Source organism: Kitasatospora sp. NPDC059648 (genome assembly GCF_042734825.1).
In the GTDB taxonomy this organism is placed as follows: Bacteria; Actinomycetota; Actinomycetes; order Streptomycetales; family Streptomycetaceae; genus Kitasatospora.
The window spans coordinates 53,593-67,589 of the sequence record NZ_JBHWDU010000027.1 but is presented as its reverse complement, the minus strand read 5'-3'; the positions used below and the strand labels follow the sequence as shown (position 1 = coordinate 67,589).

13 protein-coding genes are annotated in these 13,997 nt (G+C 72.6%); 7 read left to right on the top strand and 6 right to left on the bottom strand.

What is annotated here, in order from left to right; all coding sequences use genetic code 11:
• Positions 1-3 precede the first annotated feature (3 nt).
• Genes ACFV1W_RS18450 through ACFV1W_RS18435 form a run of 4 tightly spaced genes read left to right on the top strand, consistent with a single transcriptional unit; the run spans position 4 to position 3,929 of the window.
• Complete coding sequence (locus ACFV1W_RS18450; RefSeq protein ID WP_380417759.1) at positions 4-960, top strand: ABC transporter permease; 957 nt, start codon at positions 4-6, stop codon at positions 958-960.
• Entirely contained in the window at positions 957-1,943 is a 987-nt protein-coding gene (locus tag ACFV1W_RS18445) for an ABC transporter permease (protein WP_380417757.1), read from the top strand. The genes ACFV1W_RS18450 and ACFV1W_RS18445 overlap by 4 nt, the downstream gene beginning before the upstream one ends.
• A 1-nt stretch (position 1,944) precedes the next feature.
• Complete coding sequence (locus ACFV1W_RS18440) at positions 1,945-2,952, top strand: ABC transporter ATP-binding protein (protein ID WP_380417755.1); 1,008 nt, start codon at positions 1,945-1,947, stop codon at positions 2,950-2,952.
• The gene (locus ACFV1W_RS18435) at positions 2,952-3,929 is read left to right on the top strand and encodes an ABC transporter ATP-binding protein (protein ID WP_380417753.1); all 978 of its coding nucleotides are present in this window, start codon (positions 2,952-2,954) and stop codon (positions 3,927-3,929) included. Before ACFV1W_RS18440 ends, ACFV1W_RS18435 begins: the two co-directional genes overlap by 1 nt.
• Positions 3,930-4,059: 130 nt before the next feature.
• On the opposite strand, the gene soxR is transcribed toward ACFV1W_RS18435, so the two are convergent.
• The gene (soxR, locus tag ACFV1W_RS18430) at positions 4,060-4,518 is read right to left on the bottom strand and encodes a redox-sensitive transcriptional activator SoxR (RefSeq protein ID WP_380417751.1); all 459 of its coding nucleotides are present in this window, start codon (positions 4,516-4,518) and stop codon (positions 4,060-4,062) included.
• 47 nt (positions 4,519-4,565) lie between these two features.
• Between soxR and ACFV1W_RS18425 the strand changes: the two genes are divergently transcribed.
• Positions 4,566-6,044, top strand: a complete 1,479-nt coding sequence (locus ACFV1W_RS18425) for an MFS transporter (RefSeq protein ID WP_380417749.1) — start codon at positions 4,566-4,568, stop codon at positions 6,042-6,044.
• Positions 6,045-6,163: 119 nt separating this feature from the next.
• Here ACFV1W_RS18425 and ACFV1W_RS18420 read toward each other — a convergent pair whose 3' ends face one another.
• Entirely contained in the window at positions 6,164-6,541 is a 378-nt protein-coding gene (locus ACFV1W_RS18420) for a YrdB family protein (RefSeq protein WP_380417747.1), read from the bottom strand.
• A 148-nt stretch (positions 6,542-6,689) separates the two neighbouring features.
• Here ACFV1W_RS18420 and ACFV1W_RS18415 point away from each other — a divergent pair, with 148 nt between their 5' ends.
• A complete protein-coding gene (locus tag ACFV1W_RS18415) occupies positions 6,690-7,862 on the top strand; it encodes an aminotransferase class V-fold PLP-dependent enzyme (RefSeq protein ID WP_380417745.1) in 1,173 nt (390 codons plus the stop codon).
• A gap of 4 nt (positions 7,863-7,866) precedes the next feature.
• Here ACFV1W_RS18415 and ACFV1W_RS18410 read toward each other — a convergent pair whose 3' ends face one another.
• Together ACFV1W_RS18410 and ACFV1W_RS18405 are read right to left on the bottom strand one after the other, a co-directional pair.
• Positions 7,867-8,199 carry an ArsR/SmtB family transcription factor gene (locus ACFV1W_RS18410; protein WP_380417743.1) on the bottom strand — a complete coding sequence of 111 codons (333 nt, stop codon included), beginning with the start codon at positions 8,197-8,199 and terminating at the stop codon, positions 7,867-7,869.
• A 29-nt stretch (positions 8,200-8,228) separates the two neighbouring features.
• A complete protein-coding gene (locus tag ACFV1W_RS18405) occupies positions 8,229-8,603 on the bottom strand; it encodes a hypothetical protein (RefSeq protein ID WP_380417741.1) in 375 nt (124 codons plus the stop codon).
• Between the two features lie 261 nt (positions 8,604-8,864).
• On the opposite strand from ACFV1W_RS18405, the gene ACFV1W_RS18400 reads away from it, so the two are divergent.
• On the top strand, positions 8,865-11,720 hold the full coding sequence (locus ACFV1W_RS18400) for a DEAD/DEAH box helicase (protein WP_380417814.1): 2,856 nt from the start codon (positions 8,865-8,867) through the stop codon (positions 11,718-11,720).
• A 107-nt stretch (positions 11,721-11,827) separates the two neighbouring features.
• Here the strand turns inward: ACFV1W_RS18400 and ACFV1W_RS18395 are convergent, their stop codons facing one another.
• Both ACFV1W_RS18395 and ACFV1W_RS18390 read right to left on the bottom strand, forming a co-directional pair.
• Entirely contained in the window at positions 11,828-12,730 is a 903-nt protein-coding gene (locus tag ACFV1W_RS18395) for a 5'-3' exonuclease H3TH domain-containing protein (protein WP_380417812.1), read from the bottom strand.
• A gap of 59 nt (positions 12,731-12,789) precedes the next feature.
• A complete protein-coding gene (locus ACFV1W_RS18390; protein WP_380417739.1) occupies positions 12,790-13,863 on the bottom strand; it encodes a cation diffusion facilitator family transporter in 1,074 nt (357 codons plus the stop codon).
• Positions 13,864-13,997 lie beyond the last annotated feature (134 nt).

Genomic DNA, 13,997 nt, shown 5'->3' with positions numbered 1-13,997 from the left:
CCGATGAGCACCACCATCGAAACCGCTACGGCAGAAGCGCCGCCGGCCAAGGCGAAACGTTCCGGCAGGGGGCCCTGGCGACTGGTCTGGGACCAGCTCTGGGCCAAGGGCTCGGCCCGTTTCGCCCTGGTCACCGTCGCCCTGCTGATCCTGCTCGCCGTCCTCGCCGAGCCGCTGAGCGAGCTCGGCGGCTGGACCCCCGAGGAGTTCGACAAGCGCGCCGTGGACCCGTACCTGGGCGGCCAGCCGATCGGCGACTTCGGCGGCATCGGCACCCGGCACTGGCTGGGCGTCGAACCCGCCACCGGGCGCGACCTGTTCGCCCGGGTGCTGCACGGCGGTCAGGTCTCGCTGCTGATCGCCTTCACGGCCACCGCCCTGGTGGTGGTCACCGGCACCCTGGTCGGCATCGCGGCCGGCTACTTCGGCGGGCGCACCGACACCGTGCTGTCCCGGCTGATGGACCTGACCATGTCCTTCCCCTCGCTGATCTTCATGATCTCGATGATGTCGGTCGCAAAGGACGTCAACCGGATCCTGCTGATCACCCTGGTGATCGGACTGTTCACCTGGCCCGGCATCGCCCGGGTGGTGCGCGGCCAGACCCTCTCGCTCAAGCACCGCGAGTACGTCGAGGCCGCCAAGGTCGGCGGCGCCCGCTCCTGGCGGATCCTCACCCGGGAGATCCTCCCGAACGTCTCCGGCCCGGTCATCGCCTACACCACGCTGCTGGTGCCCGGCATGATCGCCACCGAGGCCGCGCTGAGCTACCTCGGCGTGGGTGTGCGTCCGCCGACCCCCTCCTGGGGCCAGATGATCGCCGAGAGCATCAGCTTCTACGAGACCGACCCGACCTACTTCCTGATCCCGACGGCCTTCCTGTTCCTCGCCGTGCTCGCCTTCACCCTGCTCGGCGACGCGCTGCGCGACATCCTCGACCCCAGGGGAGGGCGGTCGTGATCCTCTACCTCGGCCGCCGGCTGCTCGGCGCGCTCGGCATCCTGCTGGCGATCTGCGCGATCACCTTCACCATCTTCTACCTGCTGCCCGCCGACCCGGCGGTGGCGGCCTGCGGCAAGACCTGCAGCCCCGAGCGGGTCGCCGAGGTCAAGGCCGCGATGGGCCTGGACAAGCCGGTCTGGGAACAGTTCGCCACCTACGTGACCGGCATCTTCGCCGGACGCGACTACGGCACCGGGACCGCCGCCACCCACTGCGGCTTCCCCTGCCTCGGCTACTCCTACGAGTACTCGCTGCCGGTCTGGGGGCTGCTCACCGACCGCCTGCCGGTCTCCGTCTCGCTGGCCGTCGGCGCCTCCGTGCTCTGGCTGGTCCTCGGCCTGGGCGCGGGCGTCACCTCGGCGCTGCGCAAGGGCAAGGCCGTCGACAGGGCGCTGATGGTGTTCTCGGTCGGGGCGGCCTCGCTGCCGGTCTACTTCACCTCGATCATGCTGATCTGGGGCGTGGTCAGGACGGCCGGGCTGCTGCCGTACCCGTCGTACCACGCGTTCACCGACGGTCCGGCCGCCTGGGCCTCCAACCTGCTGCTGCCCTGGATCGCCCTCGCCCTGCTGTACGCGGCCATGTACGCCCGGCAGAGCCGCAACTCGATGATCGAGGCGATGGCCGAGCCGTACATCCGCACCGCCCGGGCGAAGGGGCTGCCGCCGCGCACGGTGACGGTCAAACACGGGCTGCGCTCCGGGATGACGCCGATCCTGACCATCTTCGGGATGGACCTCGGCGGGCTGCTGGCCGGCGCCGTCATCACCGAGTCGATCTTCGGACTGCCCGGCGTCGGGCGGCTGTTCTACGACGCGCTGGTGCGCTCCGACCAGCCGGTGATCCTCGGTGTCACCCTGCTCGCGGCCACCTTCATCGTCGCCGCGAACCTGCTGGTCGACGTGCTGTACGCGTACGTCGACCCGAGAGTGAGGTACTGAGATGGCCCTCCTGCTGGAGGTCGAGGACCTCAAGGTCGCCTTCGAAACCCCGCGCGGCACCGTCCGGGCCGTGGACGGCATCTCCTTCGCCGTCGAGGCCGGGCGCACCCTCGGGCTGGTCGGCGAGTCCGGCAGCGGGAAGTCGGTCACCTCGCTGGCCGTCATGGGGCTGCACCGGGGGGCCGCCGTCAGCGGCTCGATCCGGCTCCACGGACAGGAGCTGACCGGACTGGGGGAGCGGGAGCTGGGCGCCGTCCGGGGCCGCCGGATCGCGATGATCTTCCAGGACCCGCTGTCCAGCCTGCACCCCTTCTACACCGTCGGCGAGCAGATCGCCGAGCACTACCGGGTGCACTTCCGGGCCGGCCGGAAGGCCGGACGCGCCAAGGCGATCGAGATGCTGGCCGAGGTCGGCATCCCGGAACCGGCCCGCCGGGTGGACGAGTACCCGCACCAGTTCTCCGGCGGAATGCGCCAGCGCGTCATGATCGCCATGGCGCTCGCCTGCGAACCCGACCTGCTGATCGCCGACGAGCCCACCACCGCCCTGGACGTCACCGTCCAGGCGCAGATCCTCGACCTGATCGCCCGGATCCAGCAGGACCGCGGCCTCGGCGTCGTGATGATCACCCACGATCTGGGCGTGGTCGCCCGGGTCGCCCACGAGGTGCTGGTCATGTACGGCGGCCGAGCGGCCGAACAGGCCCCGGCGGAAAGGCTGTTCGCCGCGCCCGCGCACCCGTACACCCGCGGCCTGCTGGACTCGCTGCCGCGGCTGGACGACACCGACGACGCCCCGCTGCGGGCCATCCCCGGCAGCCCGCCGTCACTGCTCGCCCCCGCCCCCGGCTGCTCCTTCGCCCCGCGCTGCGCCCGCACCACCGCCGCGTCCGCCGAGGAGCACGCCCGCTGCCTGGCCGAGCGCCCGCCGCTCGACCGCTTCGGCCCGCCCGCCGCCGGCCACCTGGCCGCCTGCCATCTGCCCCTGGTGCCGGAAGGGATCGTCTGATGGCCGAACCACTGCTCTCCGTAAGGGACTTGGTGAAGACCTTCGCCGGGCGGCGCGGGCGCACCGGCCGGGCCGGTGCGCCGATCCGGGCCGTGGACGGGGTGAGCTTCGACCTCGGCGCGGGCGAGACGCTGGGCCTGGTCGGCGAGTCCGGCTGCGGCAAGTCCACCACCGGGCGGATGATCGTCCGGCTGCTCGACCCGACCTCGGGCACCGTCACCTTCGACGGCACCGAGATCGGCGGCCTCTCCCAGGCCCGGCTGCGGCCGCACCGGCGGCACCTGCAGATGGTCTTCCAGGACCCGTACTCCTCGCTCAACCCCCGGCAGACGGTGGCCCGGATCATCTCCGAACCGCTGCTCGTCCAGGGCGCGGGCGCCGAGGAGGCGCACACCCGGGCGGCCGAACTGATGGAGCTGGTCGGGCTGATCCCCGAGCACCTCGACCGCTACCCGCACGAGTTCTCCGGCGGCCAGGCGCAGCGGATCGGCATCGCCCGCTCGCTGGCCACCTCGCCGAAGCTGGTGATCGCGGACGAGCCGGTCTCCGCGCTGGACGTCTCCGTCCAGGCCCAAGTGGTCAACCTGATGGAGCAGTTGCAGCGGGAACTGGGCCTGGCGTACGTGTTCATCGCGCACGACCTCTCGGTGGTCAAGCGGGTCTGCGACCGGGTCGCGGTGATGTACCTGGGCCGGATCGTGGAGATCGGCGACAAGGCCGAGGTGTACGGCAACCCGGCGCACCCGTACACCCGGGCGCTGCTGTCCGCCGTCCCGCTGCCGGACCCGGCGGCCGAACGGGCCCGGGAGCGGATCGTGCTGCTCGGCGACCCGCCGAGCCCGGCCGACCCGCCCACCGGGTGCGGCTTCCACCCGCGCTGCCCGAAGGCGCAGCAGCGCTGCCGGACGGAGCGGCCGCTGCTGGAGGTCGTCGGGACGGGCGGCCGCCAGGCCGCCTGCCACTTCCCGGAGGCCTGAGGGCCTGTCCGGCGGGGAGTTCCGCGGGGCCGCGGGGCCGCGGGCCAGCGGCCGTCACAAGCCCCCGGTCGGACGCGGCGGGGAACCTCACGAGGGCCGTGTCCGACCGGGTACCAGCGCCGGAGCGCCGCTACTGCTCCTCGTGCGGCAGCAGCAGCCGCGGCCCCGGCCCCTCGGTGGCGAGCTCGTCGCCCGGGTTGAGCACCCGGCAGCGGCGCAGCGACACGCAGCCGCAGCCGATGCAGCCGGTAAGCTCGGCCTCCAGCCGCTCCAACTCGTCGCGGCGAGCGCGTAGTTGTTCGGCCCATCGGCGCGAGATCCGCTCCCAGTCGTGCTTGCCGGGCATCCGGTCCTCGGGCAGGCCGGTGAACACCTCGGCGACCTCGGCGAGCGGGATGCCGAGCCGTTTGGCGACCAGGATGAGCGAGATGCGGCGCAGCACGTGCCGCCGGTAGCGACGCTGGTTTCCCGCTGACCGCTCGGAGGAGATCAGCCCCTGATCCTCGTAGAAGCGCACCGCGGAGGTGGCGATACCGGCCCGCCGGGCCACCTCGCCGACGCTCATCAGATCCACCGGTGCCGTGGTCATGGCCGCTCCTTGACTTCAAGTTCTGTTGAAGTCCTAGCCTATCGAACGTGATCGAATCAACCACGGTGAAGACCGCCACGACCGTTGCCGGGCAGCACAGTTACCCAACGCAGTCGCCGACCGCCGGGGTCTCCGGAGGGTGGCGCGAACTCTTCTCCCGCCACCACGCCGCCGCCGCGTCGATCCTGGCCGGCGGGGTCGCGCTGTACGCGATGAACGTCTACCTCACCGCGGCGCTGATGCCCTCGATCGTGGCCGACATCGGCGGTGGGCGGTACTACGCGTGGGTCGCCACCGGCTTCCTGACGGCGGCCGTGATCGCCTCGATGCTGGTCAGCCGGCTGCTCGACCGGCTGGGCGCCGCCCGGGCGTACGTCCTGGGCTTCCTGGTGTTCGGCGCGGGCGCGGTGCTCAACGCGGCCGGCCCGTCGATGGCCGCGCTGATCCTCGGCCGGGTCGTCCAGGGCCTCGGCGGCGGGCTGGTGGCCGGGCTCGGCTACGCGGTGATCCGAAGCGCGCTGCCGGAGCGGTTGTGGACCCGGGCGGCCGGGCTGGTCTCCGCGATGTGGGGCGTCGGCACGATGGTCGGGCCCTCGCTCGGCGGGCTGTTCGCCCAGCTCGGCGGCTGGCGCTGGGCGTACGTCCTGCTGCTGCTCGCCGCGCTGGTGCTGGCCGGGCTGGCCCGTCGGGTGCTGCCCGGGCGGCCGGAGCCGGGGTCGGGGTCGGGGTCGGGGCCGGGATCGGGGAGCGGGCCGGTGCCGCTGCCCTCGCTGCTGCTGCTCACCCTGGCGGCGGCCGCCTTCAGCATCAGCTCGACCGTTCCGACCGGCTGGGCGACGGCGGTCTGCATCGGTGCCGGGCTGGCGCTGCTGGTGGGCTTCGTGGCGGCCGAGCGGCGCGGCGGGGCGACGGTGCTGCCGCAGCGGACCTACCGGGCCGGCGGCTCGCTGAAGTGGCTCTACCTGACCGTCGCGGTGCTGTGCGCGGGCGTGGTGGCGGAGAACTTCATCCCGCTGTTCGGGCAGGAGCTGGGCGGCCTCGGCCCGCTGCTGGCCGGCTTCCTCGGCGCCTCGGTGTCGGCGGGCTGGACGGCGGCGCAGCTGTTCAGCGTCGGCATCGGGTCGGCGCGCGGCCGGGCCCGGGCGATCCGCTCCGCCCCGCTGGTCCTGGTCGGCGGCCTGGTGGTCTACGGGCTGCTGCAGGCCGAGCACGCCTCCGGGCCGCGCGTGGTGCTGTGGGCGCTGGCGCTGTTCGTCGCCGGTGGCGGCATCGGGCTGGCCTTCCCGCACCTGAGCGTCGCCGCGATGCGCAGCAGCGACGACCCGGCGGAGGGCGGCAAGGCCGCGGCGGCGATCAACACCACCCAGCTGATCTCCTTCTCGGTGACCTCGGCGCTGGCCGGGACCCTGGTCAACCTCGGTACGGGCGGGCCGGTCGAGGCGGCGCGCTACATGACCTTCGGGATCGCCGCGATCACCGTGTTCGGACTGGGGACGGCCGCGCTCACCGCCCGCCGGGTGCGGTAGCCGGGCGCATGCGGAGGGGCCCGGAGTGGTCCGGCCCCTCGAAGTCCGGCCCTCGAAGTCCGGCCCCGGATCCTTTTCGTCGGGGGGATCCGGGGCCCTTTCCGTACGTCCGCAGCGCGTCAGTTCGCGGTGTACTCCACGGTCACGCTGACCACCGCCAGGACCGCGAAGACCACCGCCAGGGCGGACCGGCCGGAGGCATGCAGCGCGAGCGCCGCCGTCTCCAGGACCAGCACCTTGAGCGAGATCTCCACCGCCAGCGGCTGGGGGAACTTCGGCCCGCCGGCGGCCAGGAACAGGCCCCAGACGGTGGCCGCCAGGGCGGGCGCCCCGATCCCCAGCAGCAGTCGGACGGCCGGGGTGGATCCGGTCCTGAACCCCCAGTAGCAGAGCGCCGCCAGCATGGCGAGCTCCAGCCCGAAGGCGAGGCCCGCGTTGGCCGCCGTCAGCGGGGTCCACTGCCGCCCGCCGGTCGGGCCAGGTCTCGTGATCCTCATCCCCGTGCTCTCCCCGTCCCGCCGAGCCGCCCGGTCCGGGCGGCGGTTGTGCGGAGTCTCCCAGTCCGGCCCGCGCGGACTCAACGGATCGTCGGTCCGCGACCGCTAGAGTGATATGAAATGTCACACATCACAAGGGGAGGCCGTAGTGACCGAGGACCTGAGCAGCGCTGAACCCCCCGTCCCACTGCCCGCCGCCGAGGGCCTGTTCAGCGTCTCGTCGCGGACCGCGCACCTGAACCACGGCTCCTTCGGTGCCGTGCCGCTCCCGGTCCAGCGCGCGCAGGAGGCGCTGCGCACCGAGCACGAGCTGGACCCGGACCTCTTCTTCGCCGACCTGCCCGACCGGATCGCCGCGGCCCGGCGGCGGATCGCCGCGGACCTGGGCACCGACCCGGACCGGCTGGCGATGGTCGCCAACGTCACCGAGGCGGCCGCGATCGCCCTGGACAGCATCCCCTTCGCCCCCGGCGACCGGATCCTGGTCACCGACCACGGCTACGGCGCCGTCACTCAGGCCGCCGCCCGCAGGGCCGCCGAAGCCGGTGCCGAACTGGTGGTGGCCGCGCTGCCGGTGGACGCCCCGGACGAGCGGGCCGTCCGGGAGGCGGTGCTCGCCGCGGTGGACGGGCGCACCACCGTCGCGGTCCTGGACCGGATCACCTCGCCCACCGCCCGTACCGTCGCCTCCCCGGACCTGGTCGCCGAGCTGCGCGAGCGCGGGGTGACCACCCTGGTCGACGGTGCCCACGCGCCCGGCATGGTGCCGGATCCGGTCGACCCGGACGCCGACTTCTGGTTCGGCAACCTGCACAAGTGGGCCTTCGCCCCGCGGGCCACCGGCGTCCTGTCCGTCCGCCCCGAGTGGACGGCCCGGGTGCGCCCGCTCGCACTGTCCTGGGAGCACCACCGGGGCTTCCCGTACAGCGTCGAGTGGCGCGGCACCTGCGACTACACCCCCTGGCTGGCCGCCCCGGCCGGCTTCGAGCTGCTGCGCGAGCTGGGCACGGAGGCGGTCGCCGCGCACAACTCCTCGCTGGCCGCGTACGGCCAGCGGGTGCTGGTCGAGCGCGCGGGCCTACGGGCGCTGCCCGCGACTCCCGGGGTGTGGATGCGCGCCGTACGGCTGCCGCAGGGCCGGTTCGACACCGAGGAGTCCGCCCGGGCGCTGGTGACCGGGGTCTGGCAGCGGCTCGGCGTCCGGGTGGCGGTCCGGCCGTGGGCCGGCGGCGGGGTGCTGCGGGTCAGCGCCCAGCTGTACAACCGGGCGGCGGAGTACGAGCGGCTCGCGGACGGGCTGGCGGAGCTGCTGAAGGACTGAAGGGTCAGTCGCCGGCCGCCCGCAGTTCCGCGAGCAGGACGTCCCGGTCGGCGAGCAGCCCGGTGAGTATCCGCCGGGCTGCCCGCAGCAGGTCGGTGACGTCGCCGCCGGCCAGCGCGTAGACCACCGTGCTGCCCTCCCGCGTGGCGGTGACGATGCCGGACCGGCGCAGCACCGCGAGCTGCTGGGACAGGCTGGAGGCCTCGACCCCCAGCTCGGCGAGCAGACAGCGGACGGGCATCGGTCCGGCCTGGAGCAGCTCCAGCACCCGGATCCGGACGGGATGGCCGAGCATCCGGAAGAACTCGGCCTTCGCCTGGTAGAGCGCTACCGTCACGAGGCCCCCCTTCCCTGGTGTCGGCGGGCTCAGATCTCCAGCGCGAGTTCGATCCGCTTCAGCTGGTGGCGGGCCATCGCGAGGTTGGAGCGGCTGCGGTTGAGGGCGAGGAACAGGAACAGGCCCCGCCCGCTGGGCGTCGTGATCGGCCGGACCATGTGGTACTGGTTGGTCAGGCTGATCAGGATGTCCTCGATCTCGTTGTCGTGCAGGTTGAGCATCTCCATCGTTCGCATCTTGGCGCGGACCACGTCCGTGTTGCCGGCCGCGGCGACGTTGAGGTCCATCTCGCCGCCGTCGCCGAGGCTGCCGAGGGCCATCCCGCTGCCGTAGTCGACCAGGGCGACGCCGATCGCGCCGTCGATCGCCATGGCTTCCTTGAGGGACATCTCCAGGTTCGCCATCGTGGCTGTCCTCCCGTGAGTCGGTGACCGGGGCACCCGCGGGTGCCGTGGCACTCGACGGTAGGGAGCGATCCCCGCAGTCCACCGCAGATGACCGGAGACGTTCGGATCTGGCTCTCTTCTGATCAGTTGAAGACATTTGCAACTATGGATCTGGGAGAGGAGTGATCTCCTCGCGCGGAAAACGGTGCTATCGATGTCACTCCACCCGGGTAACCTCTCGCTGAGATGCGAGATCACACCAACCACACCCGGACGGCGATGAACACCCCCGATCCAGAGCCCCAGGAAGACCGGGAGCTCAGCCCCGCCGAGGCGTACGCGGCCAGCCGTCGCCGGGCCAAGGAGCAGGCCTCCGCCCTGTACGGCTTCCAGCAGCTGTACGACTTCCCGCTGGACGACTTCCAGCTGGAGGCCTGCGAGACGCTGGAGGCCGGATCGGGCGTGCTGGTCGCCGCCCCCACCGGTTCCGGGAAGACCATCGTCGGCGAGTTCGCCGTCCACCTGGCCCTCGCCGCGGGCCGCAAGTGCTTCTACACCACGCCGATCAAGGCGCTGTCCAACCAGAAGTACGGCGACCTGGTCAAGCGCTACGGCGCCGCCAAGGTCGGCCTGCTCACCGGCGACAACACCGTCAACGGCGACGCCCCCGTGGTGGTCATGACCACCGAGGTGCTGCGCAACATGCTCTACGCGGGCTCCAGCACCCTCGACGGCCTCGGCTACGTCGTCATGGACGAGGTGCACTACCTCGCCGACCGCTTCCGCGGCGCCGTCTGGGAGGAGGTCATCATCCACCTCCCCGAGTCGGTCACCCTCGTCTCGCTCTCCGCGACCGTCTCCAACGCCGAGGAGTTCGGCGACTGGCTGGACACCGTCCGCGGCGGCACCAAGGTGATCGTCTCCGAGACCCGCCCGGTGCCGCTGTGGCAGCACGTGATGGCCGGCAACCGGATGTACGACCTGTTCGCCAACCCCGACCGGGACGGCCGCCCCAAGAACAGCCTCAAGAACCCCGGCAAGGCCGTCAACCCCGAGCTGGTCCGGCTCGCCCGCTCCGAGCTCGACCGCAACCCGCGCGACCGCTTCGGCCGCGGCCGGGGCCGCTCGATGCCCAACGGCCGCCCGGGCCGGGTCTGGACGCCGGGCCGGGTCGACGTCATCGACCGGCTCGACGCCGAGGGCCTGCTGCCCGCGATCACCTTCATCTTCAGCCGGGCCGGCTGCGAGGCCGCCGTCCAGCAGTGCCTCAGCTCCGGCCTGAGGCTCAACAAGGACGCCGACCGCGCCCTGGTCCGCGCCATCGTCGAGGAGCGCTGCGCCGACATCCCCGACGAGGACCTGCACGTCCTCGGCTACTTCGAATGGCTGGACGGGCTGGAGCGCGGCATCGCCGCCCACCACGCCGGGATGCTGCCGCGGTTCAAGGAGGTCGTCGAGGAACTCTTCGTGAAGGGCCTGGTCAAGGCCGTCTTCGCGACCGAGACCCTGGCCCTCGGCATCAACATGCCCGCTCGCTCCGTGGTCATGGAGAAGCTGGTCAAGTGGAACGGCGAGACCCACGCCGACATCACCCCCGGTGAGTACACCCAGCTCACCGGCCGGGCCGGGCGGCGCGGCATCGACATCGAGGGCCACGCCGTGGTGCTCTGGCAGCGCGGCCTCGACCCGGAGGCCCTGGCGGGCCTGGCGGGCACCCGCACCTACCCGCTCAAGTCCTCGTTCCGGCCGTCCTACAACATGGCCGTCAACCTGGTCTCCCAGTTCGGCCGGCACCGCTCGCGCGAGCTGCTCGAAACCTCCTTCGCCCAGTTCCAGGCGGACCGCTCGGTGGTCGGCATCGCCCGCCAGGTGCAGCGCAACGAGGAGGGGCTGGAGGGCTACCGCGAGTCGATGACCTGCCACCTCGGCGACTTCGACCAGTACATGGAGCTGCGCCGCCGGCTCAAGGACCGCGAGAACGAGCTGGCCCGCGAGGGCACCACCCAGCGCCGGGCCGCCGCCGTCGAGTCCATCGAGCAGCTCAAGCCGGGCGACGTCATCCACGTCCCCACCGGCAAGTTCGCCGGCCTCGCCCTGGTCCTCGACCCGGGGCTGCCGCCGGTCAGCCGCTCCGGCCGGGGCGGCCCGCGCCACCCCGACTTCCAGGACGGCCCGCGCCCGGTGGTGCTCACCGCCGAACGGCAGGTCAAGCGGCTCGCGATGATCGACTTCCCGCACCCGGTCGCCGCGATCGAGCGGGTGCGCATCCCCAAGTCCTTCAACCCGCGCAGCCCCCAGTCCCGGCGCGACCTCGCCTCCGCGCTGCGCACCAAGGCCGGCCACCTCGAACCCGAGCGGTTCCGGCGCGGCCGCGCGGCCGCCGCCGACGACCCGGAGATCACCCGGCTGCGCACCGAACTGCGCCAGCACCCGTGCCACGGCTGCACCGACCGCGAGGACCACGCCCGCTGGGCCGAGCGCTACCACCGGCTGCACCGCGACACCGAACTGCTGGAACGCCGGATGCGCTCCCGCACCCACACCATCGCCCGCACGTTCGACCGGGTCTGCGCGCTGCTCACCGACCTCGGCTACCTCCGGGGCGACACCGTCACCGACGACGGCAAGCGCCTCGGGCGGCTCTACGGCGAGCTCGACCTGCTCGCCTCCGAGTGCATCCGCGAGGGCGTCTGGAGCGGCCTGGCCGCCGCCGAACTCGCCGCCTGCGCCTCGGCGTTGGTCTACGAGTCGCGCCAGTCCGACGACGCCGGCGCCCCCCGAGTGCCGGAGGGCGCGGCCAAGGAGGCGCTCGGCCAGATGGTCCGCATCTGGGGCCACCTCGACGCCCTGGAGGAGCAGCACCGGATCAACACCGCCGAGGGCGTCGGCCAGCGCGAACCCGATCTCGGCTTCGCCTGGGCCGCCTACCGCTGGGCCCTGGGCCACAACCTCGACCAGGTCCTGCGCGACGCCGACATGCCGGCCGGCGACTTCGTCCGCTGGACCAAGCAACTCATCGACGTCCTCGGCCAGATCCAGGACGCCGCCGCCCAGGATCCCGAACTCCGCAAGACCGCCCGCAAGGCCGTCGACGGTCTCCGGCGCGGCATCATCGCCTACTCCTCCGTGGGCTAGCCAGCAGCAGCACGGGCCCGCACGTTCACCTCGAACGTGCGGGCCCTTCGGCGTCCGGACCGCTCGCCACCACCCGTCGCCCCCGGGACGTAATCGGGGTGCACCCCCTAAGCGGCCGCGAGGGTGTCGAGGAGGCGGGTGAGGGAGGTGCCGAGGCCCCAGCGGGTGGCGAGGGCTTCGAGGGTCATGGGGTCGAGGGGTTCGGTGGGGAGGGCGGGGTCGAAGGCGGGGAGGGGGACGTCGGTCGCGACGCGGACGACGGTGGGGGCGACGTCGAGGTAGGCGGCGCCTTCGAGGATGTTCTTGCGGCGGGCCGGGGTGAGCTTGGAGAGGGGGTCGGCGGCTGCGGCGCGGATGCCGGCGAGGTCGCCGTACTCGTTGATCAGCTGGGCGGCGGTCTTCTCGCCGATGCCCTTGACGCCGGGCAGGCCGTCGGACGGGTCGCCGCGCAGCGCGGCCATGTCGGCGTACTGGGCGCCGCGAACGCCGTACTTCCCCAGCAGCAGCGCGTCGTCGGTGGTCTGCAGGTTGCCCATGCCCTTGACCGGGTAGAGGACGGTGATCTGCCGTGCGTCGTCGACCAGTTGGAAGAGGTCGCGGTCGCCGGTGACGATCTGCACCGGGCCCTTCGCGCGGGCGGTGAGGGTGCCGATGACGTCGTCCGCCTCGTAGCCGGGGGAGCCGACCCGGGCGATGCCGAGGGCGTCGAGCACCTGCTCGATCACCGGGACCTGCGGGGCGAGGGTGTCCGGCACCTCCTCCTCGCCGTCGACGGCCGCCTCGGCGACCCGGTGGGTCTTGTAGGAGGGGACGAGGTCCACCCGCCACTGGGGGCGCCAGTCGGCGTCCGTGCAGGCGACGAGTTCGTCGGGCCGGTGGTCGTGGACCAGCCGGGCGATGAAGTCCAGCAGGCCGCGGACGGCGTTGACCGGCTCACCCTGCGGCGAGCGCAGGGTGTCCGGTACGCCGAAGTAGGCCCGGAAGTACAGGCTGGCGGAGTCGAGCAGCATCAGTCGCGGTGCGGTCACGCCTCAGATCATGCCGCACCGCGCTGACGAAGACCCGGTTCTCAGTGCTCGTGCGGTCCGGCGCGGTGCACCGGGCCGTGGGCGTCGGCGCAGTGCTCGGCCGGGGGCTCGCCGGGGCCGGCGATCTGCAGCAGCGCGCCCGCCTCGTCCTCGCCGACGTGGTCGACCTGGAGGGTGCTGTGAGTGATGCCGTACTCCGCGGCCAGCCGGCGCTGCAGTTCCCGCCGGACGGCGTGGCAGTCGCCGCCGGGGGTGACCAGGATGTGCGCGGACAAGGCCGGCTGGTTGGAGGTGATCTCCCAGATGTGCAGGTCGTGGATCTCCTCGACCAGCGGCTCGGCGACCAGCCGGTCGGCCACCGCGTCCGGGTCGATCCCGGCGGGGGCGGCCTCCAGGAAGATCCGCCCGGAGTCCCGGACCAGCCCGACGCCCGCCTTGAGCATCAGCGCGACCACGATCAGCGAGGCGATGGCGTCGGCCCGGACGAAGCCGGTGGTCAGCATGACCACACCGGCCACGGCGGTGGCGATGAAGGCGTACAGGTCGGTGAGCACGTGCTGGAAGGCACCCTCGACGTTCAGCGAGCTGCGGTTGGCCTTCGACATGCACCAGGCGGCGGCGAGGTTGACCACGATCCCGATCAGCGCGGTGGCCAGCACCAGCGAGCCGGTGACCTCGGGCGGCTCGATCAGCCGGGTGATCGCCTCGTAGCCCAGCCAGGCCGACAGCACCAGCAGCGTCACGCCGTTGGCCTGCGCGGAGAGGATCTCGGCGCGCTTGAGCCCGTACGTGTAGCCGCCGCGGGCCGGGCGGGCGGCGAGCCGCATGGCGACCAGGGCGAGCACGATCGAGGCGGCGTCGGTGAGCATGTGCGCCGCGTCGGAGATCAGGGCCAGCGAGCGGGCGGCGAAGCCGACCACGACCTCGCCGGCCATGAAGACGACGATCAGGGCGAGGGCGCTGACCAGCCAGCGGCGGTCGGCGTCGGCGGCGACGCCGTGCGAGTGGCCCCCGTGCCCTCCGTGCCCGTGCCCGCGCCCCTGGTCGTGGCTGTGGCGGGGCCCGTTCTGATGGTCATGTACATGATCGTCATGGGAGTGCTCGTGCCCGGCCATCGAAGTCCTCTCTGGGCGCACGGGTGGGAGTCGGCGGCGCGATCGCCCCGCACTCGAAGTGAACCGCAGAATCGACAAAGATCCAAAGGCTGTACTGGTGACCGTTGTCGTTGCCGCTCAGTTCCCGCTCAGTT